This window comes from Roseovarius sp. PS-C2, assembly GCF_018862045.1.
Classification (GTDB): Bacteria; Pseudomonadota; Alphaproteobacteria; order Rhodobacterales; family Rhodobacteraceae; genus Roseovarius.
Map to the genome: position 1 here is coordinate 158319 of NZ_JAHKSQ010000003.1, position 24696 is coordinate 183014.

The 24696-nt window shown below is 62.4% G+C and carries 27 protein-coding genes and 1 tRNA gene; 20 read left to right on the plus strand and 8 right to left on the minus strand.

The window, feature by feature from the left end; all coding sequences use genetic code 11:
* Positions 1-86 precede the first annotated feature (86 nt).
* From KPG71_RS06770 to KPG71_RS06780, 3 genes are read left to right on the plus strand one after another with little or no spacing between them, the layout of a single operon-like run.
* A complete protein-coding gene (locus tag KPG71_RS06770; protein ID WP_216337354.1) occupies positions 87-620 on the plus strand; it encodes a component of SufBCD complex in 534 nt (177 codons plus the stop codon).
* Between the two features lie 48 nt (positions 621-668).
* On the plus strand, positions 669-4130 hold the full coding sequence (gene mfd / locus KPG71_RS06775; protein ID WP_216337355.1) for a transcription-repair coupling factor: 3462 nt from the start codon (positions 669-671) through the stop codon (positions 4128-4130).
* A complete protein-coding gene (locus KPG71_RS06780; protein ID WP_216337356.1) occupies positions 4123-4716 on the plus strand; it encodes a GNAT family N-acetyltransferase in 594 nt (197 codons plus the stop codon). Before mfd ends, KPG71_RS06780 begins: the two co-directional genes overlap by 8 nt.
* Before the next feature lie 2 nt (positions 4717-4718).
* Here the strand turns inward: KPG71_RS06780 and KPG71_RS06785 are convergent, their stop codons facing one another.
* From KPG71_RS06785 to KPG71_RS06795, 3 genes are read right to left on the minus strand one after another with little or no spacing between them, the layout of a single operon-like run.
* The gene (locus KPG71_RS06785; RefSeq protein ID WP_216337357.1) at positions 4719-5306 is read right to left on the minus strand and encodes an HD family hydrolase; all 588 of its coding nucleotides are present in this window, start codon (positions 5304-5306) and stop codon (positions 4719-4721) included.
* Entirely contained in the window at positions 5303-5557 is a 255-nt protein-coding gene (locus KPG71_RS06790; RefSeq protein ID WP_216337358.1) for a hypothetical protein, read from the minus strand. Before KPG71_RS06790 ends, KPG71_RS06785 begins: the two co-directional genes overlap by 4 nt.
* Positions 5558-5561: 4 nt before the next feature.
* Positions 5562-6215: an alpha/beta hydrolase gene (locus KPG71_RS06795; RefSeq protein ID WP_073031613.1), complete on the minus strand. Its 654-nt coding sequence runs from the start codon at positions 6213-6215 to the stop codon at positions 5562-5564.
* Between the two features lie 153 nt (positions 6216-6368).
* Between KPG71_RS06795 and KPG71_RS06800 the strand changes: the two genes are divergently transcribed.
* From KPG71_RS06800 to KPG71_RS06845, 10 genes are all read left to right on the plus strand, one after another.
* A complete protein-coding gene (locus KPG71_RS06800; RefSeq protein ID WP_073031611.1) occupies positions 6369-6830 on the plus strand; it encodes an Rrf2 family transcriptional regulator in 462 nt (153 codons plus the stop codon).
* Between the two features lie 109 nt (positions 6831-6939).
* Complete coding sequence (locus KPG71_RS06805; protein WP_367397316.1) at positions 6940-7986, plus strand: cysteine desulfurase family protein; 1047 nt, start codon at positions 6940-6942, stop codon at positions 7984-7986.
* A gap of 26 nt (positions 7987-8012) precedes the next feature.
* A complete protein-coding gene (sufB, locus tag KPG71_RS06810) occupies positions 8013-9536 on the plus strand; it encodes a Fe-S cluster assembly protein SufB (RefSeq protein WP_216337359.1) in 1524 nt (507 codons plus the stop codon).
* 32 nt (positions 9537-9568) lie between these two features.
* Positions 9569-9883: a heavy metal-binding domain-containing protein gene (locus KPG71_RS06815; RefSeq protein ID WP_216337360.1), complete on the plus strand. Its 315-nt coding sequence runs from the start codon at positions 9569-9571 to the stop codon at positions 9881-9883.
* Between the two features lies 1 nt (position 9884).
* Positions 9885-10487 (plus strand): hypothetical protein, encoded by a 603-nt coding sequence (locus tag KPG71_RS06820; RefSeq protein WP_216337361.1) that lies wholly within the window; start codon positions 9885-9887, stop codon positions 10485-10487.
* A gap of 34 nt (positions 10488-10521) precedes the next feature.
* Complete coding sequence (gene sufC, locus KPG71_RS06825; RefSeq protein ID WP_216337362.1) at positions 10522-11277, plus strand: Fe-S cluster assembly ATPase SufC; 756 nt, start codon at positions 10522-10524, stop codon at positions 11275-11277.
* Positions 11277-12566, plus strand: coding sequence for a Fe-S cluster assembly protein SufD (gene sufD / locus KPG71_RS06830; protein WP_216337363.1), 1290 nt, complete (start codon positions 11277-11279; stop codon positions 12564-12566). The genes sufC and sufD overlap by 1 nt, the downstream gene beginning before the upstream one ends.
* On the plus strand, positions 12566-13051 hold the full coding sequence (locus KPG71_RS06835) for a YIP1 family protein (RefSeq protein WP_073031597.1): 486 nt from the start codon (positions 12566-12568) through the stop codon (positions 13049-13051). Before sufD ends, KPG71_RS06835 begins: the two co-directional genes overlap by 1 nt.
* Positions 13048-13650 carry a YIP1 family protein gene (locus tag KPG71_RS06840; RefSeq protein ID WP_216337364.1) on the plus strand — a complete coding sequence of 201 codons (603 nt, stop codon included), beginning with the start codon at positions 13048-13050 and terminating at the stop codon, positions 13648-13650. Before KPG71_RS06835 ends, KPG71_RS06840 begins: the two co-directional genes overlap by 4 nt.
* Positions 13650-14870: a cysteine desulfurase gene (locus tag KPG71_RS06845; protein ID WP_216337365.1), complete on the plus strand. Its 1221-nt coding sequence runs from the start codon at positions 13650-13652 to the stop codon at positions 14868-14870. The genes KPG71_RS06840 and KPG71_RS06845 overlap by 1 nt, the downstream gene beginning before the upstream one ends.
* An 18-nt stretch (positions 14871-14888) precedes the next feature.
* Here KPG71_RS06845 and KPG71_RS06850 read toward each other — a convergent pair whose 3' ends face one another.
* Complete coding sequence (locus KPG71_RS06850) at positions 14889-16382, minus strand: fused MFS/spermidine synthase (RefSeq protein WP_216337366.1); 1494 nt, start codon at positions 16380-16382, stop codon at positions 14889-14891.
* Between the two features lie 127 nt (positions 16383-16509).
* On the opposite strand from KPG71_RS06850, the gene KPG71_RS06855 reads away from it, so the two are divergent.
* Positions 16510-16586: transfer RNA gene (locus KPG71_RS06855), tRNA-Arg, on the plus strand.
* 36 nt (positions 16587-16622) lie between these two features.
* Here KPG71_RS06855 and KPG71_RS06860 read toward each other — a convergent pair.
* Positions 16623-16808 (minus strand): hypothetical protein, encoded by a 186-nt coding sequence (locus tag KPG71_RS06860; protein ID WP_216337367.1) that lies wholly within the window; start codon positions 16806-16808, stop codon positions 16623-16625.
* A 134-nt stretch (positions 16809-16942) separates the two neighbouring features.
* On the opposite strand from KPG71_RS06860, the gene KPG71_RS06865 reads away from it, so the two are divergent.
* A complete protein-coding gene (locus KPG71_RS06865; protein ID WP_216337368.1) occupies positions 16943-17392 on the plus strand; it encodes a type II toxin-antitoxin system RatA family toxin in 450 nt (149 codons plus the stop codon).
* Between the two features lie 198 nt (positions 17393-17590).
* A complete protein-coding gene (locus tag KPG71_RS06870) occupies positions 17591-18916 on the plus strand; it encodes an MmgE/PrpD family protein (protein ID WP_216337369.1) in 1326 nt (441 codons plus the stop codon).
* A gap of 43 nt (positions 18917-18959) precedes the next feature.
* Here the strand turns inward: KPG71_RS06870 and KPG71_RS06875 are convergent, their stop codons facing one another.
* From KPG71_RS06875 to KPG71_RS06885, 3 genes are read right to left on the minus strand one after another with little or no spacing between them, the layout of a single operon-like run.
* Positions 18960-19427 carry a CinA family protein gene (locus tag KPG71_RS06875; protein ID WP_216337370.1) on the minus strand — a complete coding sequence of 156 codons (468 nt, stop codon included), beginning with the start codon at positions 19425-19427 and terminating at the stop codon, positions 18960-18962.
* Positions 19424-19921, minus strand: coding sequence for a phosphatidylglycerophosphatase A (locus KPG71_RS06880; RefSeq protein WP_216337371.1), 498 nt, complete (start codon positions 19919-19921; stop codon positions 19424-19426). The genes KPG71_RS06875 and KPG71_RS06880 overlap by 4 nt, the downstream gene beginning before the upstream one ends.
* On the minus strand, positions 19918-21066 hold the full coding sequence (locus KPG71_RS06885) for a bifunctional 2-C-methyl-D-erythritol 4-phosphate cytidylyltransferase/2-C-methyl-D-erythritol 2,4-cyclodiphosphate synthase (protein WP_216337372.1): 1149 nt from the start codon (positions 21064-21066) through the stop codon (positions 19918-19920). The genes KPG71_RS06880 and KPG71_RS06885 overlap by 4 nt, the downstream gene beginning before the upstream one ends.
* Here KPG71_RS06885 and KPG71_RS06890 point away from each other — a divergent pair.
* Genes KPG71_RS06890 through KPG71_RS06905 form a run of 4 tightly spaced genes read left to right on the plus strand, consistent with a single transcriptional unit; the run spans position 21065 to position 24669 of the window.
* A complete protein-coding gene (locus tag KPG71_RS06890) occupies positions 21065-21220 on the plus strand; it encodes a hypothetical protein (protein WP_216337373.1) in 156 nt (51 codons plus the stop codon). The two genes, KPG71_RS06885 and KPG71_RS06890, sit on opposite strands and share 2 nt — an antisense overlap.
* A gap of 4 nt (positions 21221-21224) precedes the next feature.
* Entirely contained in the window at positions 21225-22220 is a 996-nt protein-coding gene (gene dusB, locus KPG71_RS06895; RefSeq protein ID WP_216337374.1) for a tRNA dihydrouridine synthase DusB, read from the plus strand.
* A complete protein-coding gene (locus tag KPG71_RS06900; RefSeq protein WP_216337375.1) occupies positions 22217-23308 on the plus strand; it encodes a nitrogen regulation protein NR(II) in 1092 nt (363 codons plus the stop codon). The genes dusB and KPG71_RS06900 overlap by 4 nt, the downstream gene beginning before the upstream one ends.
* A complete protein-coding gene (locus KPG71_RS06905) occupies positions 23308-24669 on the plus strand; it encodes a response regulator (protein ID WP_216337376.1) in 1362 nt (453 codons plus the stop codon). The genes KPG71_RS06900 and KPG71_RS06905 overlap by 1 nt, the downstream gene beginning before the upstream one ends.
* Positions 24670-24696 lie beyond the last annotated feature (27 nt).

Here is a 24696-nt window from a genome sequence, read left to right on the forward strand (position 1 = left end):
TGGCATGGAAATTCGCACATCTCAAGGGTAGGAATTGACGCGCCACGGCGCTATGAGAGGCGAAAAGCAAATCAGGGCCCTTTGCAGTGGATTGGTACGAAACGGTTTTCGAGCTTATCGACATGCGCAGTTTCAGCAACCTCTGGTTCTGGATCGCGCTTGCGGTGTTGTGGTCTTCGACCAGTCATTGGGTGCTGGGCGTGCCCTGGGACATGGTGCTGCGCGCGCGCAAGAAAGACGCGCTCGATCAGAGCGTGATCGACCTGCACGACATGGTGCGGATCAACACCAACAGGATTCTTTATATCGTTCATGAATCCGGGCTACTGATTGCCGGTTTCGTTTGTTTCGCCCTGACAGTACTGGCCCTGACCGGGTTCGTCTATGGCAAGGAAATCTCTCAGGCGTTGTTCCTGATGGGATTCCCGATGAGCCTGGTGGGGCTGGCCTCGTTCCTGAGCGCCCGCAAGATCCGGGTGCAGGCGCTGGAAGGCGCATCGCTTTACAGGCAGATGAACCGCCAGCGGATCGTCACGCAGATCATCGGCATGGTTTCGATCTTTATCACGGCCATGTGGGGCATGCTCCAGAACATGAGCGTGGGTGTGCTGGGCGGCTGAGGCAGGGCGCGGTTGCACCTTGCGCCGGGGCCGGGTATCGGGCTGTGCATGAGCGGTTCTGACCATATCACAGTGGGCGGCGCGCCCGAGGGTTTCGATGCGCGGCTGATCCTTGACGAGGTCGCCCGGCAGGGCGGGCCCGTGGCCCATATCGCGCGCGATGACAAGCGCATGGTGGCGATGGCCGATGCGCTGCTGTTTTTTGCCCCGGATATGCCGGTGATCCGTTTTCCGGGCTGGGATTGCCTGCCTTACGACCGGATGTCACCCAATGCCGATATCTCGGCGGCGCGCATGGCCACGCTGGCGGGGCTGGTGCACGGGATGCCCCAGCAATTCGTGCTGCTAACCACGCTCAACGCCGCCACACAGCGCGTTCCGGCGCGCGACGTTCTGAAAGGGGCCGCGTTCATCGCCCGCGTCGATCACCAGATCGACGAAGAGGCGCTGAGGGCGTTTCTGGTGCGTATGGGGTTTGCGCAAGCCCCCACGGTGATGGAGCCCGGAGATTACGCGGTGCGCGGCGGCATCATCGACATCTACCCGCCGGGCGAAAGCGGCCCGGTGCGGCTGGATCTGTTCGGGGATGTTCTGGACGGTATTCGCAGGTTCGACCCGGCCACGCAACGCACCACCGAAAAGCTGGATCAGATCGAACTGGCCCCGGTCAGCGAAGTGATCCTCGACGAGGCTGCGATCACCCGGTTCCGGCAGAATTACCGGATCGAGTTCGGCGCGGCGGGCACCGACGATCCGCTTTACGAAGCCGTGAGCGCGGGGCGCAAGCATGCCGGTATCGAACACTGGCTGCCGTTTTTCCATGAGCGGCTGGAAACGCTGTTCGACTACCTTCCCGGAGCGACCGTAACGCTGGACGATCAGGTGACCCCGGCGCGGCTGGCGCGGTGGGACGGCATCGCCGATCAATACGAGGCGCGTCTGCACGCCCTCAAGCAGAAAAGCCGTGAGGACACCGTTTACAAACCCGTCGCGCCGGGGTTGCTGTATCTGGACGATGGCGCGTGGCAGGATGCGGTTTCCGCATGCCGGGTATTGCAGTTTTCCGCATTGCCGCAGGCCACCGGGCCGGGTGTGATCGACGCGGGCGGGCGGATCGGGCGGAACTTTGCCCCCGAGCGGCAGAACGAAAACCTGAGCCTGTTCGGGGCCCTGAAAGACCATATCGAGGCGCGCATGGCCGAAGGGCCGGTGTTGCTGGCCAGCTATTCCGAGGGCGCGCGTGAGCGTCTTGAGGGGCTGCTGGAGGACGAAGGGCTGATCGGCCCCGTCACGGTGGGGGACGCGACGCGCATCGGATCACGGGGGCTGCATCTGGCGGTCTGGCCTCTGGAACACGGGTTCGAGGCACCGAACCTGACGGTGATTGCCGAGCAGGATGTTCTGGGGGATCGCCTGATCCGGTCACCCAGGAAACGCCGCCGGGCCGAGAATTTCCTGACCGAGGCGCAGGCGTTGTCGTCCGGCGATCTGGTGGTGCATGTGGATCATGGCGTCGGCCGCTATCAGGGGCTGGAAGTGGTCAGCGCGGCGGGGGCGGCGCATGAGTGCCTGCTGCTGGAATATGCCGAAGGCTCCAAGCTGTACCTGCCGGTCGAGAATATCGAACTGCTGAGCAAGTACGGCCATGATGAGGGGTTGCTGGACAAGCTGGGCGGCGGGGCGTGGCAGGCCAAGAAGGCCAAGCTCAAGGAACGCATCCGCGAGATGGCCGACCGGCTGATCCGCATCGCCGCCGAACGCGAGTTGCGCAAGGCACCGGTGCTGGAACCCGAGCACCACGCCTGGGAGGAGTTTTCCGCCCGCTTCCCCTATACCGAAACCGACGATCAGTTGCGCGCGATCGAGGACGTTCTGAGCGATCTCGATGCGGGCCGCCCGATGGACCGGCTGATTTGCGGCGATGTGGGCTTTGGCAAGACCGAGGTGGCGATGCGCGCGGCCTTTGTCGCGGCGATGGCGGGGATGCAGGTGGCGGTGATCGCACCGACCACGCTGCTGGCGCGCCAGCATTACCAGAGTTTCGCCGAGAGGTTCCGTGGCTTTCCCGTCAATGTGCGGCCCCTGTCGCGTTTCGTGACCCAGAAAGACGCCAGCCTGACCCGCGAGGGGCTGGCCAGGGGCGAGGTGGATATCGTCGTGGGAACCCATGCGTTGCTGGCAAAGGGAATCCGCTTCAAGAACCTCGGCCTGCTGGTCATCGACGAGGAACAACGGTTCGGCGTGGGGCACAAGGAACGGCTGAAGCAGTTGCGCAGCGACGTTCACGTCCTGACGCTGACCGCGACGCCGATTCCGCGCACCTTGCAATTGTCGCTGTCCGGGGTGCGCGATCTGTCGATCATCGGCACACCGCCGGTCGACCGCCTGTCGATCCGGACCTATGTCAGTGAATTCGATACGGTCACGATCCGCGAGGCCTTGTTGCGCGAACATTATCGCGGCGGGCAGAGCTTCTATGTGGTGCCGCGCATCAGCGATCTGCGCGAGATCGAGGAGTTCCTGAAAGAACAGGTGCCCGAGGTCTCCTATGTGGTGGCGCATGGCCAGATGGCCGCGCGCGAGCTGGATGACCGCATGAACGCCTTTTACGACGGCAAATACGATGTGCTGCTGGCCACCACGATTGTCGAATCGGGGCTCGATATTCCGACGGCGAACACGATGATCGTGCACCGCGCGGATATGTTCGGCCTCAGCCAGCTTTATCAGATCCGGGGCCGGGTGGGGCGCGCGAAAACCCGTGCCTATGCCTATCTGACGACCAAGCCGCGCATGCGCCTGACCCCGGCGGCGGAAAAGCGGCTGCGGGTTCTGGGATCGCTCGATACCCTGGGGGCTGGCTTCACGCTGGCCAGCCAGGACCTGGACATTCGCGGGGCGGGCAACCTGCTGGGCGAGGAACAGTCGGGCCAGATGCGCGATGTCGGTTACGAGCTCTACCAGTCGATGCTGGAAGACGCGATTGCCAGGATCAAGACGGGCGAGCTGGAAGGCCTGACCGAAGAGGACGGCCAGTGGGCGCCGCAGATCAATCTGGGTGTGCCGGTGCTGATCCCCGAGGAGTACGTGCCCGATCTGGATGTGCGCCTTGGCCTCTATCGGCGTCTGTCCGGCCTGCACAGCAAGGTCGAACTGGAAGGTTTCGCCGCCGAGTTGATCGACCGTTTCGGCAAGCTGCCCAAGGAGGTCAACACCCTGATGCTGGTCGTTCGGATCAAGGCCATGTGCAAGAAGGCCGGGATCGCCAAGCTGGACGGCGGGCCGAAAGGGGCGACGATCCAGTTCCATAACGACAAGTTCGCCTCACCGCAGGGGCTGGTCGAGTTCATCACCGCGCAGAACGGGCTGGCCAAGGTGCGCGACAACAAGATCGTGGTGCGCCGCGACTGGCGCAAGGACAGCGACAAGATCAAGGGCGCGTTCGCGATCGCCCGCGATCTGGCCGAAAAGGTCGTGGCGGAAAAGAAGAAGGCGAAGAAGAATGCTTGAGGACGGGTTGCATGCGGTTCCGGCGGGGCACACGGCCTCGGTCGTGACGCATCTGGAGATGTGCGCCGAGGCGGCGCAGCGGCCCGAGGCCGATCTGCCGCTGGACCTGGCGCGCGTGACTGCGCCCGAGTCCCACTGGTATCTGAATCTTTTCCGCAAGGTCGGCGCGCCGTGGCTTTGGTTCGGTCGGCTGGTGATGGACCGGGACGAGTTACGCACGATCCTGAGCGACGAGCGGGTGCATGTTTACGTGGTCAGGGATGGCACGGAGGAGGTCGGCCTGCTGGAACTGGATTTTCGCCAGCATGGCGATTGCGAACTGGCCTATTTCGGATTGGCGCCGGAGGCGGTTGGCGGCGGTGCCGGGCGCTGGCTGATGAACCGCGCGATCCGGCTTGCCTGGGCAGAAGGTATTGCTCGGTTTCACGTTCATACCTGTACGCTGGATCATCCGGCGGCTCTGGATTTCTATCGGCGCAGCGGGTTCACGCCCTATGCCCGCGAGATCGAGATCGCACCCGATCCGCGACTGTCGGGGTTGCTTCCCGAGGATACCGCGCCGCAGGTGCCACTTATCAGGCCGTAATCTCAGCCGTTGCGGGCGAACCAGTCGCGGATTTTTGGGGCGATCCAATCCCAGAGGGCCGGGGCCCCTCGGGTGATGGGCGTGCCGACACGGGTTTCGACCTTGTCCAGTGTGGCGTTGTGGTCGCGCCAGCTGATGCCATCTGACGCGAGGTTCTGATTGGGCGGTTGGAAACGGTCGAGCGCCTTGGCGAATCTGGCGTCGGGGCTTTCCGCCGTTTCGAATTCGTCCCAAAGAGCGCGAAGGTTCGCAGCCTGATCCGCTGGCAAAAGACCGAAAATGCGGTCGGCGGCGGCCTGCTCGGCGGCGGCGACAGCCGCGCGGTCGGCCTGCGCATAGATCGGTGTATCGCCTGCGTCGATTTCCACCAGATCATGCAGGATCAGCATTCTGATCACGCGCGCAGGATCGACCCCGTCAGGTGAATGTTCGCCCAGAATCAGCGCATACAGCGCCAGGTGCCAGCTGTGTTCCGCCGAGTTTTCATAGCGTGACCCGTCGCAAAGCGTGTTGGCGCGGATCACGGATTTCAGGCGGCAGGCCTCGGTCAGGAAGGCCATCTGCGCGTCGAGACGCGACACATCGCTCATTCTTTCGGGGCCTGCTCTGCCTTGGCTTTGGTGTCTTCCTTGAACGCCCTGGCGCGGTCCAGCAACAGCTTGCGCGCCTTGACGTTGGCGCGGCGCACCCGCAGCGAGGTCAGGAATGCCTCCTCCGCGGTCTGGGACGTGGCCCCCAGCACCTTGACCATATCCGCGACGATCTGTTCGTCGCCGGTGGCGTCGATGTATTTCAGCACATCCAGCGCCAGTTCGTCGGCGAGATCCTCGGTAACGCCCATCGGATCAGCGGGTATTTTCTGTCAGGCGGCGCTTCACGTACCCGGTGACCGTGTCGATCATCGTGTCCATGTGCGGCTCCTTGAAGAAATGATCCGCGCCTTCGAGTTCTTCGTGGGTGATGGTGATGCCCTGCTGCTCGTGCAGCTTGTTGACCAGCGTGGTGGTGTCCGCAGGAGGCGCCACACGGTCGGCGGTGCCGTTGATGATCAACCCGGACGAGGGGCAGGGGGCAAGGAACGAGAAATCGTACATGTTCGCGGGCGGCGAAACCGAAACGAAACCGGTGATTTCCGGGCGGCGCATCAGGAGTTGCATGCCGATCCATGCGCCGAAGGAAAAGCCCGCGACCCAGCAATGCTTGGAGTTGTTGTTCATGGATTGCAGGTAGTCGAGCGCCGAGGCCGCATCGCTGAGTTCACCCACGCCCTGATCGTATTCCCCCTGGCTGCGTCCGACGCCGCGGAAGTTGAAGCGCAGAACGGTGAAGCCCATGTTGTAGAACGCGTAGTGGAGGTTATAGACCACCTTGTTGTTCATCGTCCCGCCGAACTGCGGGTGCGGATGCAACACGATCGCGATCGGGGCGTCCTTTTCGCGTTGCGGGTGATAGCGTCCTTCAAGACGGCCTTCGGGGCCGGGAAAGATAACCTCTGGCATAGAGCCTCATTCTCCGTATGTTGGTGCGCGACTTTCTTGACGAAATCGGTCAAGCACCTTAGAACGTTTCTAAATTTCCTGCCGGGGCCGGAGGATGCAAGCGAGATAAGGGTTGCATGGCCTCGCGTCAATCTATTCGCGGGAGAATCGGCCATGAAGCTGAGCACCAAGGGTCGTTATGCGATGGTCGCGCTGGTCGATATCGCATTGCAGGACAGTGATACGCTGGTGACGTTGGGCGAAATCGCGAAACGTCAGGATATTTCGCTGCCCTATCTGGAGCAGTTGTTCGTCAAGCTGCGCCGGGCTGATCTGGTGGCGTCGGTGCGCGGTCCCGGTGGGGGATATCGCCTTGCGCGCCCCGCATCGGAAATCCGCGTGGTGGACGTGCTAGCGGCGGTCGATGAGACGGTGAGCGCCTTGCAGAAAGGGGCCGGAGCATCGGGCGCGGCGAGCGGATCGCGGGCCCAGTCGATGACCAACCGGCTGTGGGAATCTCTGAGCGCGCAGGTCTATGTGTTCCTGCACCAGACCCGGCTGAGCGATGTGGTGAGCAATACGCTGGCGCCGTGCCCGGCGGTGCCGACATTGTTTTCGGTGGTGGACGAGGAATGAGGTTGGGCGACAAAAGTATGGAGCCGTTTGGCCGGGTATCTCTTGACGTTGGTGGGTGTGCCGGGCCATGGCCACTTGGACATTCGTTTAAGGGAAAGACGCCGGCACCGTGAAGCGCAGGGTTTATCTGGATTACAACGCAACCGCCCCGTTGCGGCCCGAGGCGCGCGAGGCGATGATCGCGGCGATGGATCTGGTGGGCAACCCGTCCAGCGTGCATGCCGAGGGGCGCGCGGCAAAGGGCCTGATCGAACGGGCTCGCGGGCAGGTGGCCGCGGCGTTCGGGGCCGAGGGCGCGGACGTCATTTTCACCTCGGGCGCAACCGAAGCCGCGGCGTTGGCCTGTGCCGGTCGCGGATTGCATGGCGCGTCCGTGGAACATGATGCGGTCAAGGCGTGGATCGACGCGGATTTGCCGGTTGATGCACTGGGCCGTGTGAGCGTGGACGATCCGGCGCGTTCGGTCTTGCAAAAGGCCAATTCGGAAACCGGTATCGTGCAGGATCTTCCCGAGGGGCTTGAGGTCAGCGACATGACGCAGGCGTTCGGGAAACTGCCGGTTGCATTCAACTGGTCGGGCTGCCGTATGGTGCTGATTTCCGCGCACAAGTTGGGCGGGCCAAAAGGTATCGGCGCGCTGGTCGTGAAGCGCGGCACCGATCTGGAGGCGCTGATCAAGGGCGGCGGGCAAGAAATGGGGCGTCGTTCGGGAACCGAAAACGTCATCGGGATAGCCGGATTCGGGGCTGCCGCCGAGGCGGCTGCGCGGGATTTGGCCGGTGGACTCTGGGATCGTGTGGCAGAATTTAGAAAGATTCTAGAAAATACCATTGCAGCCGAGGCAAACGGGACTATTTTTGTCGGGAAAGATGCGTCGCGTCTTCCCAACACGTCGTGCTTTATCACGCCCGGCTGGAAAGGGGAAACGCAGGTCATGACGATGGACCTTGCTGGCTTCGCCATTTCCGCTGGATCTGCCTGTTCGAGTGGCAAGGTTCGGGCCAGCGGTGTATTGCAGGCCATGGGGTTCAGCGAGGACGAGGCCGGATCGGCGATCCGGGTCTCGCTTGGGCCGGGCACGACGCAGGACGATGTGACACGCTTTGCCGAGGCATGGCTGAAGCACTGGAATAAACACTGCGCCCGAACGGCGTAGCGAAACGAGATCAAGGAGGGGCCGATATGGCGGCACTGGACGATACACAGGTCAAAGAAGGCGTCGATCAGGAAACGGTGGATGCTGTCCGCGAGATGGCCGGCACGTACAAGTACGGCTGGGAAACCGATATCGAGATGGATTATGCCCCCAAGGGCCTGACTGCGGATATCGTCAAGCTGATCTCGGAAAAGAACGAAGAACCCGAGTGGATGACCGAATGGCGTTTGCAGGCCTACGAGCGCTGGCTGCAGATGAAGGAACCCGACTGGGCGATGCTGGATTATCCCGAGGTGAATTTCCAGGAACAGTATTACTATGCCCGCCCCAAGAGCATGGCGGAAAAGCCCAAGTCGCTGGACGAGGTGGATCCCAAGCTTCTGGAAACCTACGAAAAGCTGGGGATTCCGCTGAAGGAACAGATGATTCTGGCCGGGGTCGAAGGCGCTGAAGACGCCCCCGCCGAGGGCCGCAAGGTGGCCGTGGACGCGGTGTTCGACTCGGTTTCGGTTGGCACGACCTTCCAGAAGGAACTGGCCAAGGCCGGGGTGATCTTCTGCTCGATCTCCGAGGCGATCCAGAAACACCCCGAACTGGTCAAGAAATACCTCGGTTCGGTCGTTCCGGTCAGCGACAACTTTTACGCCACGCTGAATTCGGCCGTGTTCTCGGACGGGTCGTTCGTGTACGTGCCGCCCGGTGTGCGCTGCCCGATGGAACTGAGCACCTATTTCCGCATCAACGCGGAAAATACCGGTCAGTTCGAACGCACGCTGATCATCGCCGACAAGGGGTCTTATGTCAGCTACCTGGAAGGGTGCACCGCACCGCAGCGCGATGAATCGCAGCTTCATGCCGCCGTGGTCGAGATCGTCGTCGAGGAAGACGCCGAGGTGAAATATTCCACGGTGCAAAACTGGTTCCCCGGCAACGAAGAGGGCAAGGGCGGCATCTACAACTTCGTGACCAAGCGCGCCGATTGTCGTGGCGACCGGGCCAAGGTGATGTGGACGCAGGTGGAAACCGGCAGCGCCGTGACCTGGAAATACCCGTCCTGCATTCTGCGCGGGGACAACAGCCAGGGCGAATTCTACTCGATCGCCATCACAAACAACTGGCAGCAGGCCGATACCGGCACCAAGATGATTCACCTGGGCAAGAACACCCGTTCGCGGATCGTCTCCAAGGGGATCAGTGCCGGGCAGGCGCAGAATACGTATCGCGGCTTGGTCAGCATGCATCCCAAGGCCAAGAACAGCCGCAACTACACGCAATGTGACAGCTTGCTGATCGGCGATAAATGCGGGGCGCATACGGTGCCTTATATCGAGGTCAAGAACAACTCGTCGCGCGTGGAGCACGAGGCGACCACCTCGAAGGTGGATGACGATCAGTTGTTTTATTGCCGTCAGCGCGGCATGGACGAGGAAGAGGCTGTTGCGCTGGTGGTGAACGGGTTCTGCAAGGATGTGTTGCAGGCGCTGCCCATGGAATTCGCCATGGAAGCACAGCAACTGGTTGCCATCTCGCTGGAAGGTTCGGTGGGCTAGGACCCGCCCGATCCGCTGACAAGGGGGCGGTCATGATCGTCACGACAACGCAAAATATCGAGGGCCGCAAGGTCGCGGAATACCGCGGGATCGTGGTGGGTGAGGCGATCATGGGGGCCAATGTGTTCCGTGATTTCTTTGCCCAGATCACCGATGTAGTGGGTGGGCGCTCGGGCGCCTATGAATCCAAGTTGCAGGATGCCCGCGACACCGCCCTGAACGAGCTGGAACAGCGTGCAGCGGCACTCGGGGCCGATGCGATTCTGGGGGTCGATCTGGATTACGAGGTCGTCGGCGATTCGATGTTGATGGTGTCGGCCAGCGGCACGGCGGTCGTGCTGGCCTGAGATGGATCAGGCGGCCATCATATCGCGCCCCGAACTGACCCTGCCCGAGGCAGAGGCACAGAGGTTGCGCGCGGCCTATGAGGCGGCGCAGGTGATCCTTGAATACGGGTCCGGCGGGTCTACGGTGATGGCCGCCGAGATGCCGGGGAAATCGGTGTTCTCGGTCGAAAGCGATAGGGACTGGGCGCAAATGATGCGCGATTGGCTGGCGCAAAGCCCGCCCGCAGACGGGACCGAGGTGGATGTCATCTGGTCCGATGTCGGCCCGACCAGAAAATGGGGTTATCCCGCGACGGACAGCGAATGGCAGCGTTACGCGCGCTATCCGCTCGAAGTGTGGGATTTGCCCGAGTTCCGCCAGCCGGATGTGGTGCTGGTGGATGGCCGGTTTCGCGCCGGTTGTGCGATGGCCACGGCCTTTCGCACGCAAAAGCCGGTAAGGGTGTTCGTCGACGATTATGCGCGGCGCAAACACTATCACCGGATAGAGGAGTTTCTGGGCCGGCCCGTGATGGCCGGACGGATGGCCGAATTCGAGGTTGCGCCGATGGCGGTGCCTGCGGACCGGCTGTTGACGATAATCGAGATGATGACGCGGCCCTGAGCCGCCACGGAACATAAGCGAGGAGCTGAAAAAGATGCTGGAAATCAAGAACCTGCATGTCGATCTTGAAGACGAGGAAAAGACCATTCTCAAAGGTGTGGACCTGACTGTCGAGGCAGGCAAGGTGCATGCGATCATGGGGCCCAACGGATCGGGCAAGTCGACGCTCAGCTACGTCCTGTCGGGGCGCGACGGTTACGAGGTGACCGAGGGAAGCGCCACGCTGGATGGGGAAGACATCCTTGATATGGAACCGGAAGAGCGCGCGGCGGCGGGCCTTTTCCTGGCGTTCCAGTATCCGGTGGAAATCCCCGGCGTCGGCAACATGACCTTCATGCGCACCGCATTGAATGCGCAACGCAAGGCCAAGGGGCAAGAGGAGATGAGCGCGGCTGATTTCCTCAAGCTGGTGCGTGAAAAGGCCAAGGCGCTGCAGATCGACAGCGACATGCTCAAGCGTCCGGTGAACGTGGGATTCTCTGGCGGTGAAAAGAAGCGCAACGAAATCCTTCAGATGGCGCTTCTGGAACCCAAGATGTGCATTCTGGACGAAACCGACTCGGGGCTCGACGTGGACGCGATGAAGCTGGTTGCCGACGGTGTGAACGCGTTGCGCGAAGAGGGTCGCGGGTTTCTGGTAATCACCCACTATCAGCGCCTTCTGGATCATATCAAACCCGACGTGGTGCACATCATGGCCAATGGCCGGATCGTCAAGACGGGCGGCCCCGAACTGGCGCTGGAAGTCGAGAAGAACGGGTATGCCGATCTGGTCGAGGAGGTGGCGTAATGGCTTTGCCACAGGCGAAACTGGACGCAACCGAAGCGCGGCTGTCGGCGACTGGCCGGCCAGCGGCGGGGGCGTCATGGGCCGAAGCGGCCCGTGACGCGGCCTTGGCACGCGTGCGCGAAATGGGCTTGCCCCACCGGCGCGACGAGTACTGGAAATTCACCAATCCCGAAACGCTGGTGCAGGCGGAAACGCCTTCGGCGGCGGTGTTCGAGTCGGACGAAACCCAGATTTTCAAAGAGGTCGACCGTCTGAAAATCGTCTTTGTCGACGGGATTTTCGACGCCGAGGCCAGCGATGACCTGACCCTCGAAGGCGTAAGCATCGAACGTCTGGCCGAGGTTGCCGCAACGGATATTCACTGGGCCAAGGACCTGTATGGCGTTCTGGAAGAACGCGGACAGGACCCGGTGGCACGCCCTCTGGCCGCGCTGAATACGGCATTGGCCAGCGATGGCGTGGTGATCCATGTCACCGGCAGGGCCAGCAAGCCGATCAACCTGATTTATCACCATGAATCAGAGTCTTCCGATGCGATCCTGCACCACCTTGTGAAGCTCGACAAAGGTGCGGACCTGACCATTCTCGAAAACGGTCCGGCGGCGGCGCGGTTCAACAAGGTGATGGAGGTCGAAGTGGCCGACGGCGCGGCGTTCCATCATGTGCGCACGCAAGGCCGGGACCACGAGCGCCGGGCGGCCACGCATATCTTTGCCCGTCTGGGTGAGGAAAGCGCGTTCAAGACCTTTACGCTGACGGCCAATGGCGTGCTGACGCGCAACGAATGCGTGGTGGAACTGACCGGCGACAATGCCGTGGCGCATGTGGCCGGGGCCTGTGTGGGCGACGGGGATTTCCATCATGACGATACGGTGTTCGTCACGCATGATGCGGTGAATTGCGAAAGCCGCCAGGTTTTCAAGAAGGTGCTGCGCAACGGGGCGCGGGGCGTGTTTCAAGGCAAGATCCTCGTGAAGCAGGGCGCGCAGAAAACCGATGGCTATCAGATCAGCCAGTCCTTGCTGCTGGATGGCGACAGCGAATTCGACGCCAAGCCGGAACTGGAGATCTATGCCGATGACGTGGCCTGTTCACATGGCTCGACCTCGGGGGCGATCGACGAGGACGGTCTGTTTTACCTGCGGGCGCGGGGCGTTCCCAAGGATATTGCCACCGACCTGATGACGCTGGCCTTTCTGGCCGAGGCGGTCGAGGAGATCGAGGACGAGACGCTGCGCGAGACCATCGTGGGCCGGCTGGAAGGCTGGCTGGAACGCCGGCGCGGCTGATGCCGGTCACAACGGATATCGCGGCCACCTACAGGCGGCCGCGGGCCGTTATGCGGCGGCTGTTGGCGATGCCACCGCACGAAGGCCGTGCGCTTGCCATCGTCATGGCCGGGTGTGTCGTGGTGTTCATCGGCCAGTGGCCACGCCTTGCCCGCGAAGCGCATCTGAGCGGGCAGGAGTTGAACATGCTCTTGGGTGGCGCGTTGCTGGCGTGGGTCTTCATGATGCCGCTGGTGCTCTATGCGCTCGCGTTTTTCAGCCATCTGGTACAGCGTGTCTTTGGCGGGGCAGGCGGGGGCTATTCCAGCCGTCTGGCGTTGTTCTGGGCCTTCCTGGCCTCCAGCCCTTTGATCTTGCTGCACGGGCTTGTGGCCGGATTCATCGGGCCGGGGCCTGGGTTGCAACTGGTCGGGCTTGTCTGGATCGCGGTGTTCCTGTGGTTCTGGCTGTCGAACCTGCGTGAAGCGGGGTGGGGAACATCATGACGCTCTCAATGCTGAAATCGCTGTTCCTGTTGACGCTCAAAGCGCCAAAAGCTGCCGGGGCGCAGATCATATCCCTGGATTTGCCTGTACAGGGGCTGTGGCTGGCGCTGTCGCTGGTGTCGGTGGTCACGTCGCTGATCTTTGCGGCGCTGATGCAGGTCGCTGCCGTGGGCGAGGATCAGTTCAGTGAACTCATGCGCCAATCGCCCGCGCACAGCGCGCCGTTGATCCTGGCTTTGCTGCAATGGGGCCGCGCCGTGCTGTCGGTGTTCGTCTTGTGTTGGGTCGGGCGCATGATGGGGGGCACCGGTCAACTGCGTGATGTGCTGGCGGTGATGACATGGCTGCAGGCGGTGACCTTTGTCTTGATGTCCGGCATCGTGGTTCTGGGAATGGCGTTGCCGATGCTCAGTTCCCTGATGGTTCTGGCCATGGTCGTCTGGTGGGTCTGGGCTGTGGTTTCGCTTCTGGATGTTGCGCATGAGTTTGAAAACATGTTCAAGGCGGCTGGCGTTCTGATCGTATCGCTGTTGGGTGTGACGGTCGGGCTGTCGATTTTCTTTGGGCTCGTATCGGCCCTGTTCATGGGAGTGTCCTGATGCTCGATGTCGAAAAGATCCGGGCCGATTTCCCGATCCTGAGCCGCGAGGTCAATGGCAAGCCTCTGGTCTATCTGGACAACGGGGCCTCGGCGCAAAAGCCGCAGGTGGTGATCGACGCGATCACTCAGGCCTATTCCCATGAATACGCCAATGTGCATCGCGGACTGCATTACCTGAGCAATCTGGCGACCGAAAAATACGAGGCCGTGCGCGGCACCATCGCGCGCTTTCTCGGGGTTGCCGACGAGGATCAGATCGTTTTGAATTCCGGCACGACCGAAGGCATCAACATGGTCGCCTATGGCTGGGCCATGCCCCGGATGGAGGCGGGCGATGAAATCGTCCTCTCGGTGATGGAGCATCACGCCAACATCGTGCCCTGGCATTTCCTGCGCGAACGGCAGGGGGTGCGCCTGAAATGGGTCGATGTGGATGCCTCCGGCGCGCTCGACCCGCAAAAGGTGATCGACGCCATCGGTCCCAGAACCCGGCTGGTGGCGATCACGCATCTGTCGAATGTTCTGGGCACCAGGGTGGATGTCAAAGCGATCTGCGATGCCGCCCGCGAAAAGGGTGTTCCGGTGCTTGTGGATGGATCTCAGGCCGCCGTGCATATGCCGGTGAATGTCGACGAGATCGGCTGTGATTTCTATGCGATCACAGGTCACAAACTCTATGGCCCCTCCGGCTCAGGGGCGATTTTCGCCCGCAAGGAGCGACTGGCCGAGATGCGTCCGTTCATGGGCGGTGGCGACATGATCCGCGAAGTCAGCAAGGATGAGGTCATCTACAACGATCCGCCCATGAAATTCGAGGCCGGGACACCGGGCATCGTGCAGACCATCGGGCTTGGTGTGGCGCTGGACTACATGATGGGCATCGGCATGGAGGCGATTGCCGCCCACGAAGACGCGCTCAGCCGCTATGCCCAAAAGCGCCTGACCGGATTGAACTGGATCAACGTGCAGGGCACGACACCCGACAAGGCGGCGATTTTCTCGTTCACCATGGACGGGGCGGCCCATGCCCATGACATCAGCACGATCCTCGACAAGAAGGGCGTTGCGGTGCGCGCGGGGCATCATTGCGCGGGGCCGCTGATGGATCATCTGGGGGTAACGGCCACATGCCGTGCGTCGTTCGGGATGTATAACACCCAGGCCGAGGTCGACACCCTGATCGACGCGCTGGAGCTGGCGCACGACCTGTTCGGTTGAGACGCTGCGCGTCAGCCGTCAGCCGGGTCCAAGCAACCGGTCGATAGGGGCATAATCGTCGGTCAGGACAGACGCGCCTTTCGGTGACAGCACGGTTTGCACGAAACGATCGGACAGCACACCAAAGCGTTTCGTATCCGGGGCGGATAACAGCAGGCTGTCCTCCGGGCTGGCGCTGTCCGAGGCGACCAGCACGAAGACAAGCCGTTCGCCGGGAGTCGGAGGGCGTTGTTCGGTCCAGATTTCGACATTGGGGAAAACCCGAGACAAGGTAGAGTGAATGGCGGCCAGGGCCTCGAGCCGGTGCTGAAAGTCGATCACGTTCATCACGAAGACGCCGCCCGATGTCAGGCGATCCCGGACCAGTTGGAAGAACTCTTGGGTCACCAGATGCGAAGGCACGGCGATATCGGTAAAGGCATCGCCGACGATCACGTCATAGTGCCTGTCCGGGCGGATCAGCAGGGCGCGGCGGGCGTCTTCGTGCAGGACGGTGGCGCTGTCCGGATCGAACCAGAAATCGCGCGCGGCGGTTCGGGTCACGGCAGGATCGATTTCTGCCACGGTCAGGGGACCGATGCCTCGGTCGGTCCATGCGCGCGGAACGGAATAGGTGCCACCGCCGACGAAGAACGCTGAAAACGGACGGTCCCCCATCCGCATTCGGGCGATCCCGTCCAGCATGGCGGCATGATCGGTGAACATGATGCGCGGCACGTCGCGCGCACTGATTCCGTGGGCCAGGTGGTCGATCACCATCAGGTTCACGGGGCTGCCGGGATTGGCCGATATATCCTCTGTCCTGATGCAGAAATACCGGCTTTCATGATCGCACGGGCTGGATAGCAAGGCGGCGCTGCCCGACAGGGCAAGGGCGACACCCGAGGCGGCCAGAATGCCGCGCCCGCGCAATTGCCGGGTGAGCCCGAAACAGATCAGCGCCGCCAACACATAGCATATGGCGACCACACTGATGGTCAGCGCACTGCCCAGCCAAGAGATAAAGACGAACCCCGCCAGCAACGTGCCCGCAATCGCGCCAATCGCGCCGGATGCGAACATGGCGCCAAGCGCACGGCCCGATCTGTCTGTCCCGTTTACCGCGATCTGCGCAAGCACCGGCGCCGGAACACCGGCAAAGAAGGACGGGGCGAAAAAGGCCACGGCGCATAAAACGGTAATGCCCCAAACAGGATGTTCGAGCGCATTCAGAACCGGCCCCGCGCTTAGCCGCAGCAGCCCACCGGCGATGGCCGTGGTCAGGGCCGCCGCCAGCAACGCCCAGCCGGTCAACAGCATGGCGCGCGAGGCCGGGCGTTCGGCGACGCGACCGCCCCACCAGTGCCCGGCGGAAAACCCGGCCAGCACGACGGCTATGATGGCCGTCCATGTATAGAGAGACATGCCCACATATGGCGCCATCATCCGGCCCGCCACGATCTCGACCACAAGACTGGCTGCCGAAACGCCTGCTTGCAGGGTGATCAACAACCAAAGTGGAGCGTTGTGCATGGGCAGTCTCCGGAATTCCAACAGCGGAGCCATAACGCCGTATTTGCATCACAGGCGCAAGTCCGATCCTTACCCAAGGATTTCCGATTGCAGGGCCGCGCGCTTTGGCCTATAGCCGGGGCCGCACGCACCTGTAGCTCAGCTGGATAGAGCGCTGCCCTCCGAAGGCAGAGGCCAAAGGTTCGAATCCTTTCAGGTGCGCCATTTATTCGTTTGTTTGGCACATGCCGCAACGCGGCCCTAATTGGTCTGCCACATGCGACCGCGCGTGCTGTTGGGCGTCAGGATGTCGGGCCAGCCGATGAAATGTTCGATCGCGAGCAGGGTCAGGCAAATCGCCAGTACCGCGAAGAAAAACCTGATCCGCTTCGCGCTCGGCGGGGATTGCGCCCACCGTGTCATCCGGAACAGCCAGCGAAGGTTCATGACCGACCGACCGGGCTTAAATGCCCCGGTTTCCTATTATGGCCGTTTACCCGCATGGCTTCCCCTTGAATTTCCCGGACCAGTCTAAGAAAAAGCCCCAACCTGTCCATGATCAATCCGGGGCGCGCAACCGAATGCCGTCACATGCCGAAACCCGCCACCTGCCTTACAGCGCCCAGCAGATGTACGATCTGGTGGCCGATGTCGGCAGCTATCCCGAATTCCTGCCCTGGACATCGGCGGCACGTGTGCGCCGGGTCACACCGCAGGCTGACGGCTCAGAGGTCATGGAGGCAGACCTCGTGATTAGTTTCAAGGTGTTTCGCGAACGGTTCGGGAGCCGCGTCGTCTTGTGGCCCGAAGACAGGAAAATCGAAACGGAATATCTGGACGGTCCATTCAAGTACCTGATTTCAAACTGGAAGTTCGCGGATACGCAAGACGGGTGCGAGGTGCAGTTCGATGTCGATTTCGAATTCCGCAACCTTCTGTTGCAGAAGGCCGCAGGGTTGTTTTTCTTCGAGGCGATGCAACGCATCGTCAAGGCGTTCGAATCCCGCGCGCAGGATTTATACGGCGCATGAGGGCCGATATCCGACCAGCGCGGAAAACGGCGCTTTGGGCGGGGTGTTGCGGGCAATAGGCGCGGCACGGCAGTGATCCGGTACACCCCTGGTCGGTAAATGCATCGCAGCCATATCCTCAAGCTATTGGAACCATCTCGTCGGCCGCTGTATGACCGACGGCGACGACATGCCGCAGCGCGAAGGATTGGAACTGTCATGACCAACGTAATTGATCGCTTAGCCGTCTTTGTGGATGCACATCGCGAGTCGGGCAAATGCCCGAAAGAGGCTCTGGATGTCATGCGGCTATGCCTGTTGGACTGGGCTGTTGTCGGGCTTGCAGCCGAGCAGGAAGCGATCACCGGTTCCATCATGGGCTATGCCAACGACACCGGTGGGGAAGGTGCCTCGTCGCTTTTCTTCGGCGAAGGCCAGGGGCGGCCCCGGACCGCGCCGCGCCTGGCCGCGCTGGCCAATGGTACGATCAGCCATACACTGGATTTCGACGACACGCATTTTGCCCATATAGGCCATGTCAGCACAGTGGTTTTCCCTGCAGCCCTTGCCATGACCGAGGCAGAAAACGGGGATTTGCAGCAGATGGTGCAGGCGGCGCTGATCGGGGCCGAGGTGGCCACCCGTGTTGGTGTCTGGCTGGGTCGCAGCCATTACCAGACGGGATTTCACCAGACAGCCACCGCTGGCGCCTTTGGCGCGGCCGTGGCGGCGGCAGTGTCCACATCGGATGTCAAGGCGGCAGCACCGTTACGGATTGTGGCGGGCATGGCGGCTGGTTTGAAACAACAGTTCGGAACCGCGATGAAGCCCATGAATGCAGGAATGGCGGCGGCGCATGGGGTCGAGGCCGTTCTGCTGGCGCGTCATGGGCTCGATGGGTCACATGAGGCCGCGGACGGGGCGCAGGGGTTCGGCAACACGCATCATGGGGAAAATGATCTGAGTGCGTTCGACACTCTTGGGCAGGTCTGGCTGTTCCCGGATGTCACGCACAAGTTCCATCCGTGCTGTCATGGAACGCACGCCATGATCGAGGCGATGAAATCCGTTCTGGGCGATCAGTCGGATTTGACAGGGCGTGTTCGCAAAATCGAGCTGCGCACCAATCCCCGCTGGATGAGCGTTTGCAACAAACCCGCGCCGGTCGATTACCTTGAGGCCAAGTTCAGCTATACGTTCCTTGCGGCACTCTTGCTGCGTAACGGCGCGAAATCGTTCGGAAATTCCGATATGGCGGCGTGTTTTCCCCTGGACGAGACGCATCGCGATTGCATGTCGCGGGTCAGTGTGATTGCGGATGAAAACGTGTCGGAAACAGCGGCAGAACTTGTGGTGCATCTGTCGGACGGATCGACGCTCGAAGCGTATAACGACCTGACCGATCCATTGCCCTTCGATGTTCGTCTGGACAAGCTGATGGAAAAGGGGCGTGAGTGTCTTAGCAGCAAGGCCGACGACTTGTGGGCAGCGATTCAGGGGGACGATCTGAAGGCGTTCACGGCGTTGATGCGCCGTGGCGCATGAGGATCGGATCGCAAATCATTGAAACAGCTTATGATCCAGTCCGTCACGACAGGGAGCGGTGGAGCAGTTCAAGCGCATGATCGCGTGACATCTGCCGCACTTCGGACCGTCCCGGAGCGCCGAACTCCTTTGTTTCCGTGAATGTTTTCAATCCCTTGCGTGCCAAACCGAAACAAACCCGGCCCTCCGGTTTGTGTTCCGATCCGCCGGGGCCGGCGATGCCGGTGATCGCCACGCTCAGATCCGCGCCCGAACGTGACAGGGCGCCTTCGGCCATTTCGCGGGCGACCTGTTCGGATACGGCGCCGTGGGCGATCAGGGTATCGGTGGACACGCCCAGCATCTCGACCTTGGCGGCGTTCGAGTAGGTGACGAAGCCACGATCCATGACGTCGGATGACCCCGGAATGTCTGTCAGCGCGACGGCAACCATACCCCCGGTGCAGGATTCGGCGGTGGCTATACGCAGATTCAGGCTGCGCGCCAGATCGAGAATATCATTTGTAATCAACTCATTAAAACTCCATGTGAAAGTGCCGCCAGGGCCATAACGCCAAGCGCGGCAAATAGCCCGGCAATCATATCATCCAACATCACGCCAAGCGAATCTCCGCGACGGTCGGCCCAGCCGATGGGGCCGGGTTTCCAGATGTCGAACAGGCGGAACAGGACGAAGGCGGCGATCCAGCCGGGATAAAGGGCGGTGAGGGATGCGCCGACATGGGCGGCGCCGATGGATACGGGCAGGAAGGCCAGCCATTGTCCGGCGACCTCGTCGATCACGATTTCAGACGGGTCGTGGTCGTCTTTTCCCTTTGTTTCCAATTCCGTAACCCACCATCCTAACGCAAATGACAGGACGATCCCGGCCAGCAACAGCCAGGGGCCGCCGATGACATGCAGGGCCCAGGCCACGGGAATGGCGGCTGCCGAGCCCCATGTGCCGGGGACCGGGCGCAGGTGGCCGACGCAAAAAAACGTTGCAATCAAATGGGTTACACTCATGTTTTCACCAGTGTTGCTGTGGCCTGTGCGGCGATGCCTTCTTCGCGGCCGGTGAAGCCGAGGCGTTCGGAGGTGGTGGCCTTGACGGAAATCCGGTCGATGGGCAGGCCCGTGATGTCGGAGAGGGCCTGTCGCATGGGCTGTGCATGGGGGCCGATCTTGGGGTGTTCGCAGATCAGGGTGAGGTCTATATTGTTGATTTCAAACCCATTTTCATGCGCCAAACCGACCGCGTGACGCAGGAAAATATCGCTTGCGGCACCTTTCCATTGGGGGTCGGAGGGGGGGAAGTGCTGACCGATGTCGCCCATGGCGAGCGCACCGTATATTGCGTCCGTGATCGTGTGCATCCCAACATCTGCGTCGGAATGCCCCTGAAGGCCGCGTGTGTGGGGAATGCGGATTCCGCAGAGGGTGACGTGGTCGCCATCGCCGAAACGATGCACGTCATAGCCGTTGCCGACACGTATATCCATTTGATTTACCAGTATTTTTCGGGCGCTTTCGAAATCGTCCGGGTGGGTGATCTTGAGGTTGGTTTCATCCCCGTCGATGATCCGCACGGGAATACCGGCGGCGCGGGCGACCTCGACATCGTCGGCGGCATCGCCCAGATGGGCGCGATGGGCCGCAAGAATATCATCGAAAACAAAGGCTTGCGGGGTCTGCGCGCGAAACAGGCCGGTGCGGACCTGTGTGCCGGTCACGATCCCGTCCGCCCCCTGCCAGAGCGCATCGGTCACCGGCAAGGCGGGCGCGGCGGCGCGGGTGCCTTCGGATTGAATTTCGTACAAAACGTTCGAAATGTACGCGGGTTTCGTACAACATCGGGCCACATCGTGAATGAGTGCATGCGCAATGGACGCATCGCTTGCCGTCGCGGCCAGATATTCGAGACCGTTGCGCACGGATTGGGCACGGGTCGCGCCGCCTGTCGTGACCTCGACCCCATCGGGGGGCGTGAAGAGACCGAGATCGTCGGGATGCAGGACCACGACGATCCGATCAATGCCGGGGGTGGCCTGAAAGGCGGCAACGGTCCAGTCGATCACCCGTCGCCCGGCAAGCGGCTGCCATTGCTTGGGCCGGTCGCCCCCGGCGCGGCTGCCGCGGCCTGCGGCGACGATGATGGCGGCATTGGTCATGGGAATTGATTACGCGCAGCCCCGGCCAAGCGCAATGCCGGGAACGATTGCACAAAAATTAGGCATCACGCTTTTGTGCGCACTGGAAAAAGCCCTGCAAATATTGTTTAAAACCCTCTTACTGGATAGAACGGCATCACTGCACAAGGATTAATCAAGTGACATCGATCCTGACCGACAGGTCTCTGACACCTCCTGTTTTCCTGGCCCCGCTGGCGGGAATCACCGACTTGCCGTTTCGCAATCTAGTGGCGCGTTTCGGCGCCGGGCTGGTGGTGAGCGAAATGGTCGCAAGTCAGGAAATGGTTCAGGCCAAGCCGGGGGTTCGTGAGCGGGCCGAACTGGGCTTTGGGCTGGAGAACACGGCGGTGCAACTGGCCGGGCGCGAGGCGCATTGGATGGCCGAGGCGGCGCGGCAGGTGGAAGCCAACGGTGCGCGGATCATCGACATCAACATGGGATGCCCCGCCAAGAAGGTGACCAGCGCGAGCGGCGCGGGGGCGAGTGGTTCGGCGCTGATGAAGGATCTGGACCACGCGCTGAGCCTGATCGAAGCGGTGGTGAATGCGGTGAGTGTTCCGGTGACGCTGAAAACCCGGCTGGGCTGGGACGAGCGGATGCTGAACGCGCCCGATCTGGCGCGACGGGCCGAAAGTGCCGGGATTCGCATGATCACGATTCACGGGCGCACGCGGTGCCAGTTCTACAAGGGCCGTGCCGATTGGGCGGCGATTGCGCGCATCAAGGATGCGGTGGACGTTCCGGTGATCGCCAATGGCGACATCACCGATGCGACCAGCGCGCGCGAGGCGCTGCGCCTGTCGGGGGCCGACGGGGTGATGATCGGGCGCGGCGCGCAGGGGCGGCCGTGGCTATTGGCGCAGGTGGCGGCGGAGCTGTGGGGCGCGGACGCGCCGCAGGTGCCGCAGGGCGAGGAGTTGGCGGATATGGTCTGTGGCCATTACGAAGAGATGCTGCGCTTTTACGGGGCGGAGCTGGGCAATCGCGTCGCGCGCAAGCATCTGGGCTGGTATCTGGACGATGCGGGGACCGGCGCGGCGCTGCGTAAGCAGGTGCTGACCAGCCGGGATGCGGGTGAGGTGCTGCACCTGATTCCGCGTGCGCTGCGCGATGGCGAGAGGGTGGCGGCATGATCGGGCCGGATGACGCTCTGTGGACATCGCTGCCGGTGCCGGCGCTGTTGCTGGACGAGCGGGACCGGATTGTCGAGGTGAACCCGGCGGGCGAGGGATTTCTGATGACCTCGGCCAAGGCGGTGGCGGGCACGCCTGTCTGGGACAAGCTGATGGTCGATGCCCCGCTGGAAGAGGCGTTCGAACGGGCGCGGCACAACGATGCGCCGCTGTTCGTCAACGATGTGGACGTGGGCACGGGCGACCGGGCGCCGCTGCATTGCAATTTGCAGATCGCGCCGATGGCCGGACAGCCGGGGCATATGCTGTTGCTGATTTCGCCGCGCGAACTGGCCGGGCGGGTGACGCAGGGCCAGTCGGTGAAATCGGCGGCCAAGTCGGCTATCGGCATGGCCGAAATGCTGGCGCATGAGATCAAGAACCCGCTGGCCGGGATCACCGGGGCGGCGCAGCTTTTGTCGATGAACCTGAAACAGGAAGATCTGGAACTGACCGATCTGATCGTCAGCGAAAGCCGCCGGATCGTGGGGTTGCTGGAACAGGTCGAGCAGTTCGGCAATGTGACCAAGCCCAAGCTGGGCGCGGTGAACGTGCATGACGTTCTGGACCGTGCGCGGCGGTCGGCCATTCTGGGCTTTGCCGCCGACATGACGATCATCGAGGATTACGACCCGTCGCTGCCGCTGGCGCTTGGCGATGCGGACCAGTTGCTGCAGGTGATCCAGAACCTTCTGAAAAACGCCTCGGAGGCGGCGGGCAAGGATGGTGGGGTGATCCGCCTGCACACCTATTACGAACAATCGCTGCGCGTCCGGCTGGGCGGGGGCAAGGGCAAGTCGCTGCCGCTTCAGATCGAGGTGATCGACGATGGCCCCGGCCTGCCGCCCGAGATCGCGGACGACATTTTCGACCCCTTCGTGTCGGGGCGCGAGAACGGCACGGGGCTGGGTCTGGCGCTGGCGGCGAAGATCATATCCGATCATGACGGCTGGATTTCGGTCAGTTCGGCGCCGGGGCGGACGGTGTTCCGCATCTCGTTGCCGCGCGCGCCCGAAAACATGGCTGAAACCACCAAGGAGCAAGGCTGATGGATGGCACTGTACTGGTTGCCGATGACGACCGCACGATCCGCACGGTTCTGACACAGGCGCTGACGCGGGCGGGCTGCAAGGTGCATGCGACCAGTTCGCTGACCACGCTGATGCGGTGGGTGGGCGAGGGCCGTGGCGATGCGGTGATCACCGACGTGATGATGCCCGATGGCAACGGCCTCGAGATGCTGCCGAAGATTTCGCAGGACCGGCCCGACCTGCCGGTGATCGTGATCTCGGCGCAGAACACCATCATGACCGCCATTCAGGCCGAAGAGGCCGAGGCGTTCGATTACCTGCCCAAGCCGTTCGACCTGCCCGACCTGATGAAGCGCACGGCGCGGGCGCTGGAGACCCGGTCGCGCAGGCCCTCGGCCCCGGTCGAGGACGACCGCCCGGACGAGTTGCCGCTGATCGGGCGCACCCCGGCGATGCAGGCGCTCTATCGGGTGGTGGCGCGGATCATGAACACCGACCTGCCGGTGCTGATCACCGGGGAATCGGGCACCGGCAAGTCGCTGATCGCGCGGGCGGTGCATGATTTTTCGGATCGGCGGACCTTGCCGTTCGTGACGGTTTCGCCATCCGATCTGACCGATCTGGAAGGGCCCTCGCGCGTGATGGCGCGGGCGCGGGGTGGTACGATCGTGCTGGACGAGGTGGCCGATCTGGATGACGACGCGCAGGGCCGCGTGGTGCGGATGATGGATGCGCCGGGCGATCATGCGCCGCGTTTCATGGCGACCAGCCAGGCGCGGCTGTCGGACCGTCTGGAAAAGGGCGGGCTGCGCGAGGATCTGTATTACCGCCTGTCGGGCGCGGTGATAGAGGTGCCGAGCCTGCGCGAGCGGGTCGACGACATCCCGCTGCTGGCCGAGCATTTCCTTGGCCGGGTGGAACGCGAGGGGATGCCGCATCGGGTGCTGTCGGACGAGGCGATGGAGCTGATGCGCGCCTATAGCTGGCCGGGGAACGTGCGGCAGTTGGAGAACGCGGTGCGCCGGATCGCGCTGACCGCGCGGGCCGAAGAGATCACGCGGGCCGAAATCGAGGTGGTGCTGGGCAACCAGCCCGCGGCGCAGCCGGTGCTGGGGCAGACCCAGGGCGAAAGCCTGTCGGCCTCGGTCGGGCGGCATCTGCAGCATTATTTCGACCTGCACGGCAACATGCTGCCGCCGCCGGGGTTGTATGCGCGAATCCTGCGTGAGGTGGAGCTGCCGCTGATCGAGATCGCGCTGGACGCCACCGGGGGCAATCAGGCGAAATGCGCGGACCTTTTGGGCATCAATCGCAATACCTTGCGCAAGAAGATCAAGGACCTTGAAATTAGCGTGACACGCCGCCGCAAGTTGATGTAAAACTGCAACATGCTTGTGGCATTTCGG

Coding starts and splice junctions, on each gene's coding strand:
- KPG71_RS06880 (WP_216337371.1), bottom strand. CDS start 19,921: ATGAGTGTAACCCATTTGATTGCAACGTTTTTTTGCGTCGGCCACCTG.
- KPG71_RS06905 (WP_216337376.1), top strand. CDS start 23,308: ATGGATGGCACTGTACTGGTTGCCGATGACGACCGCACGATCCGCACG.
- KPG71_RS06845 (WP_216337365.1), top strand. CDS start 13,650: ATGCTCGATGTCGAAAAGATCCGGGCCGATTTCCCGATCCTGAGCCGC.
- KPG71_RS06860 (WP_216337367.1), bottom strand. CDS start 16,808: ATGAACCTTCGCTGGCTGTTCCGGATGACACGGTGGGCGCAATCCCCG.
- KPG71_RS06890 (WP_216337373.1), top strand. CDS start 21,065: ATGGGAATTGATTACGCGCAGCCCCGGCCAAGCGCAATGCCGGGAACG.
- sufB (WP_216337359.1), top strand. CDS start 8,013: ATGGCGGCACTGGACGATACACAGGTCAAAGAAGGCGTCGATCAGGAA.
- KPG71_RS06800 (WP_073031611.1), top strand. CDS start 6,369: ATGAAGCTGAGCACCAAGGGTCGTTATGCGATGGTCGCGCTGGTCGAT.
- KPG71_RS06820 (WP_216337361.1), top strand. CDS start 9,885: ATGGATCAGGCGGCCATCATATCGCGCCCCGAACTGACCCTGCCCGAG.
- KPG71_RS06870 (WP_216337369.1), top strand. CDS start 17,591: ATGACCAACGTAATTGATCGCTTAGCCGTCTTTGTGGATGCACATCGC.
- sufC (WP_216337362.1), top strand. CDS start 10,522: ATGCTGGAAATCAAGAACCTGCATGTCGATCTTGAAGACGAGGAAAAG.
- sufD (WP_216337363.1), top strand. CDS start 11,277: ATGGCTTTGCCACAGGCGAAACTGGACGCAACCGAAGCGCGGCTGTCG.
- KPG71_RS06815 (WP_216337360.1), top strand. CDS start 9,569: ATGATCGTCACGACAACGCAAAATATCGAGGGCCGCAAGGTCGCGGAA.
- KPG71_RS06850 (WP_216337366.1), bottom strand. CDS start 16,382: ATGCACAACGCTCCACTTTGGTTGTTGATCACCCTGCAAGCAGGCGTT.
- KPG71_RS06865 (WP_216337368.1), top strand. CDS start 16,943: ATGCCGTCACATGCCGAAACCCGCCACCTGCCTTACAGCGCCCAGCAG.
- mfd (WP_216337355.1), top strand. CDS start 669: ATGAGCGGTTCTGACCATATCACAGTGGGCGGCGCGCCCGAGGGTTTC.
- KPG71_RS06795 (WP_073031613.1), bottom strand. CDS start 6,215: ATGCCAGAGGTTATCTTTCCCGGCCCCGAAGGCCGTCTTGAAGGACGC.
- KPG71_RS06790 (WP_216337358.1), bottom strand. CDS start 5,557: ATGGGCGTTACCGAGGATCTCGCCGACGAACTGGCGCTGGATGTGCTG.
- KPG71_RS06840 (WP_216337364.1), top strand. CDS start 13,048: ATGACGCTCTCAATGCTGAAATCGCTGTTCCTGTTGACGCTCAAAGCG.
- KPG71_RS06780 (WP_216337356.1), top strand. CDS start 4,123: ATGCTTGAGGACGGGTTGCATGCGGTTCCGGCGGGGCACACGGCCTCG.
- KPG71_RS06835 (WP_073031597.1), top strand. CDS start 12,566: ATGCCGGTCACAACGGATATCGCGGCCACCTACAGGCGGCCGCGGGCC.
- KPG71_RS06785 (WP_216337357.1), bottom strand. CDS start 5,306: ATGAGCGATGTGTCGCGTCTCGACGCGCAGATGGCCTTCCTGACCGAG.
- KPG71_RS06885 (WP_216337372.1), bottom strand. CDS start 21,066: ATGACCAATGCCGCCATCATCGTCGCCGCAGGCCGCGGCAGCCGCGCC.
- KPG71_RS06900 (WP_216337375.1), top strand. CDS start 22,217: ATGATCGGGCCGGATGACGCTCTGTGGACATCGCTGCCGGTGCCGGCG.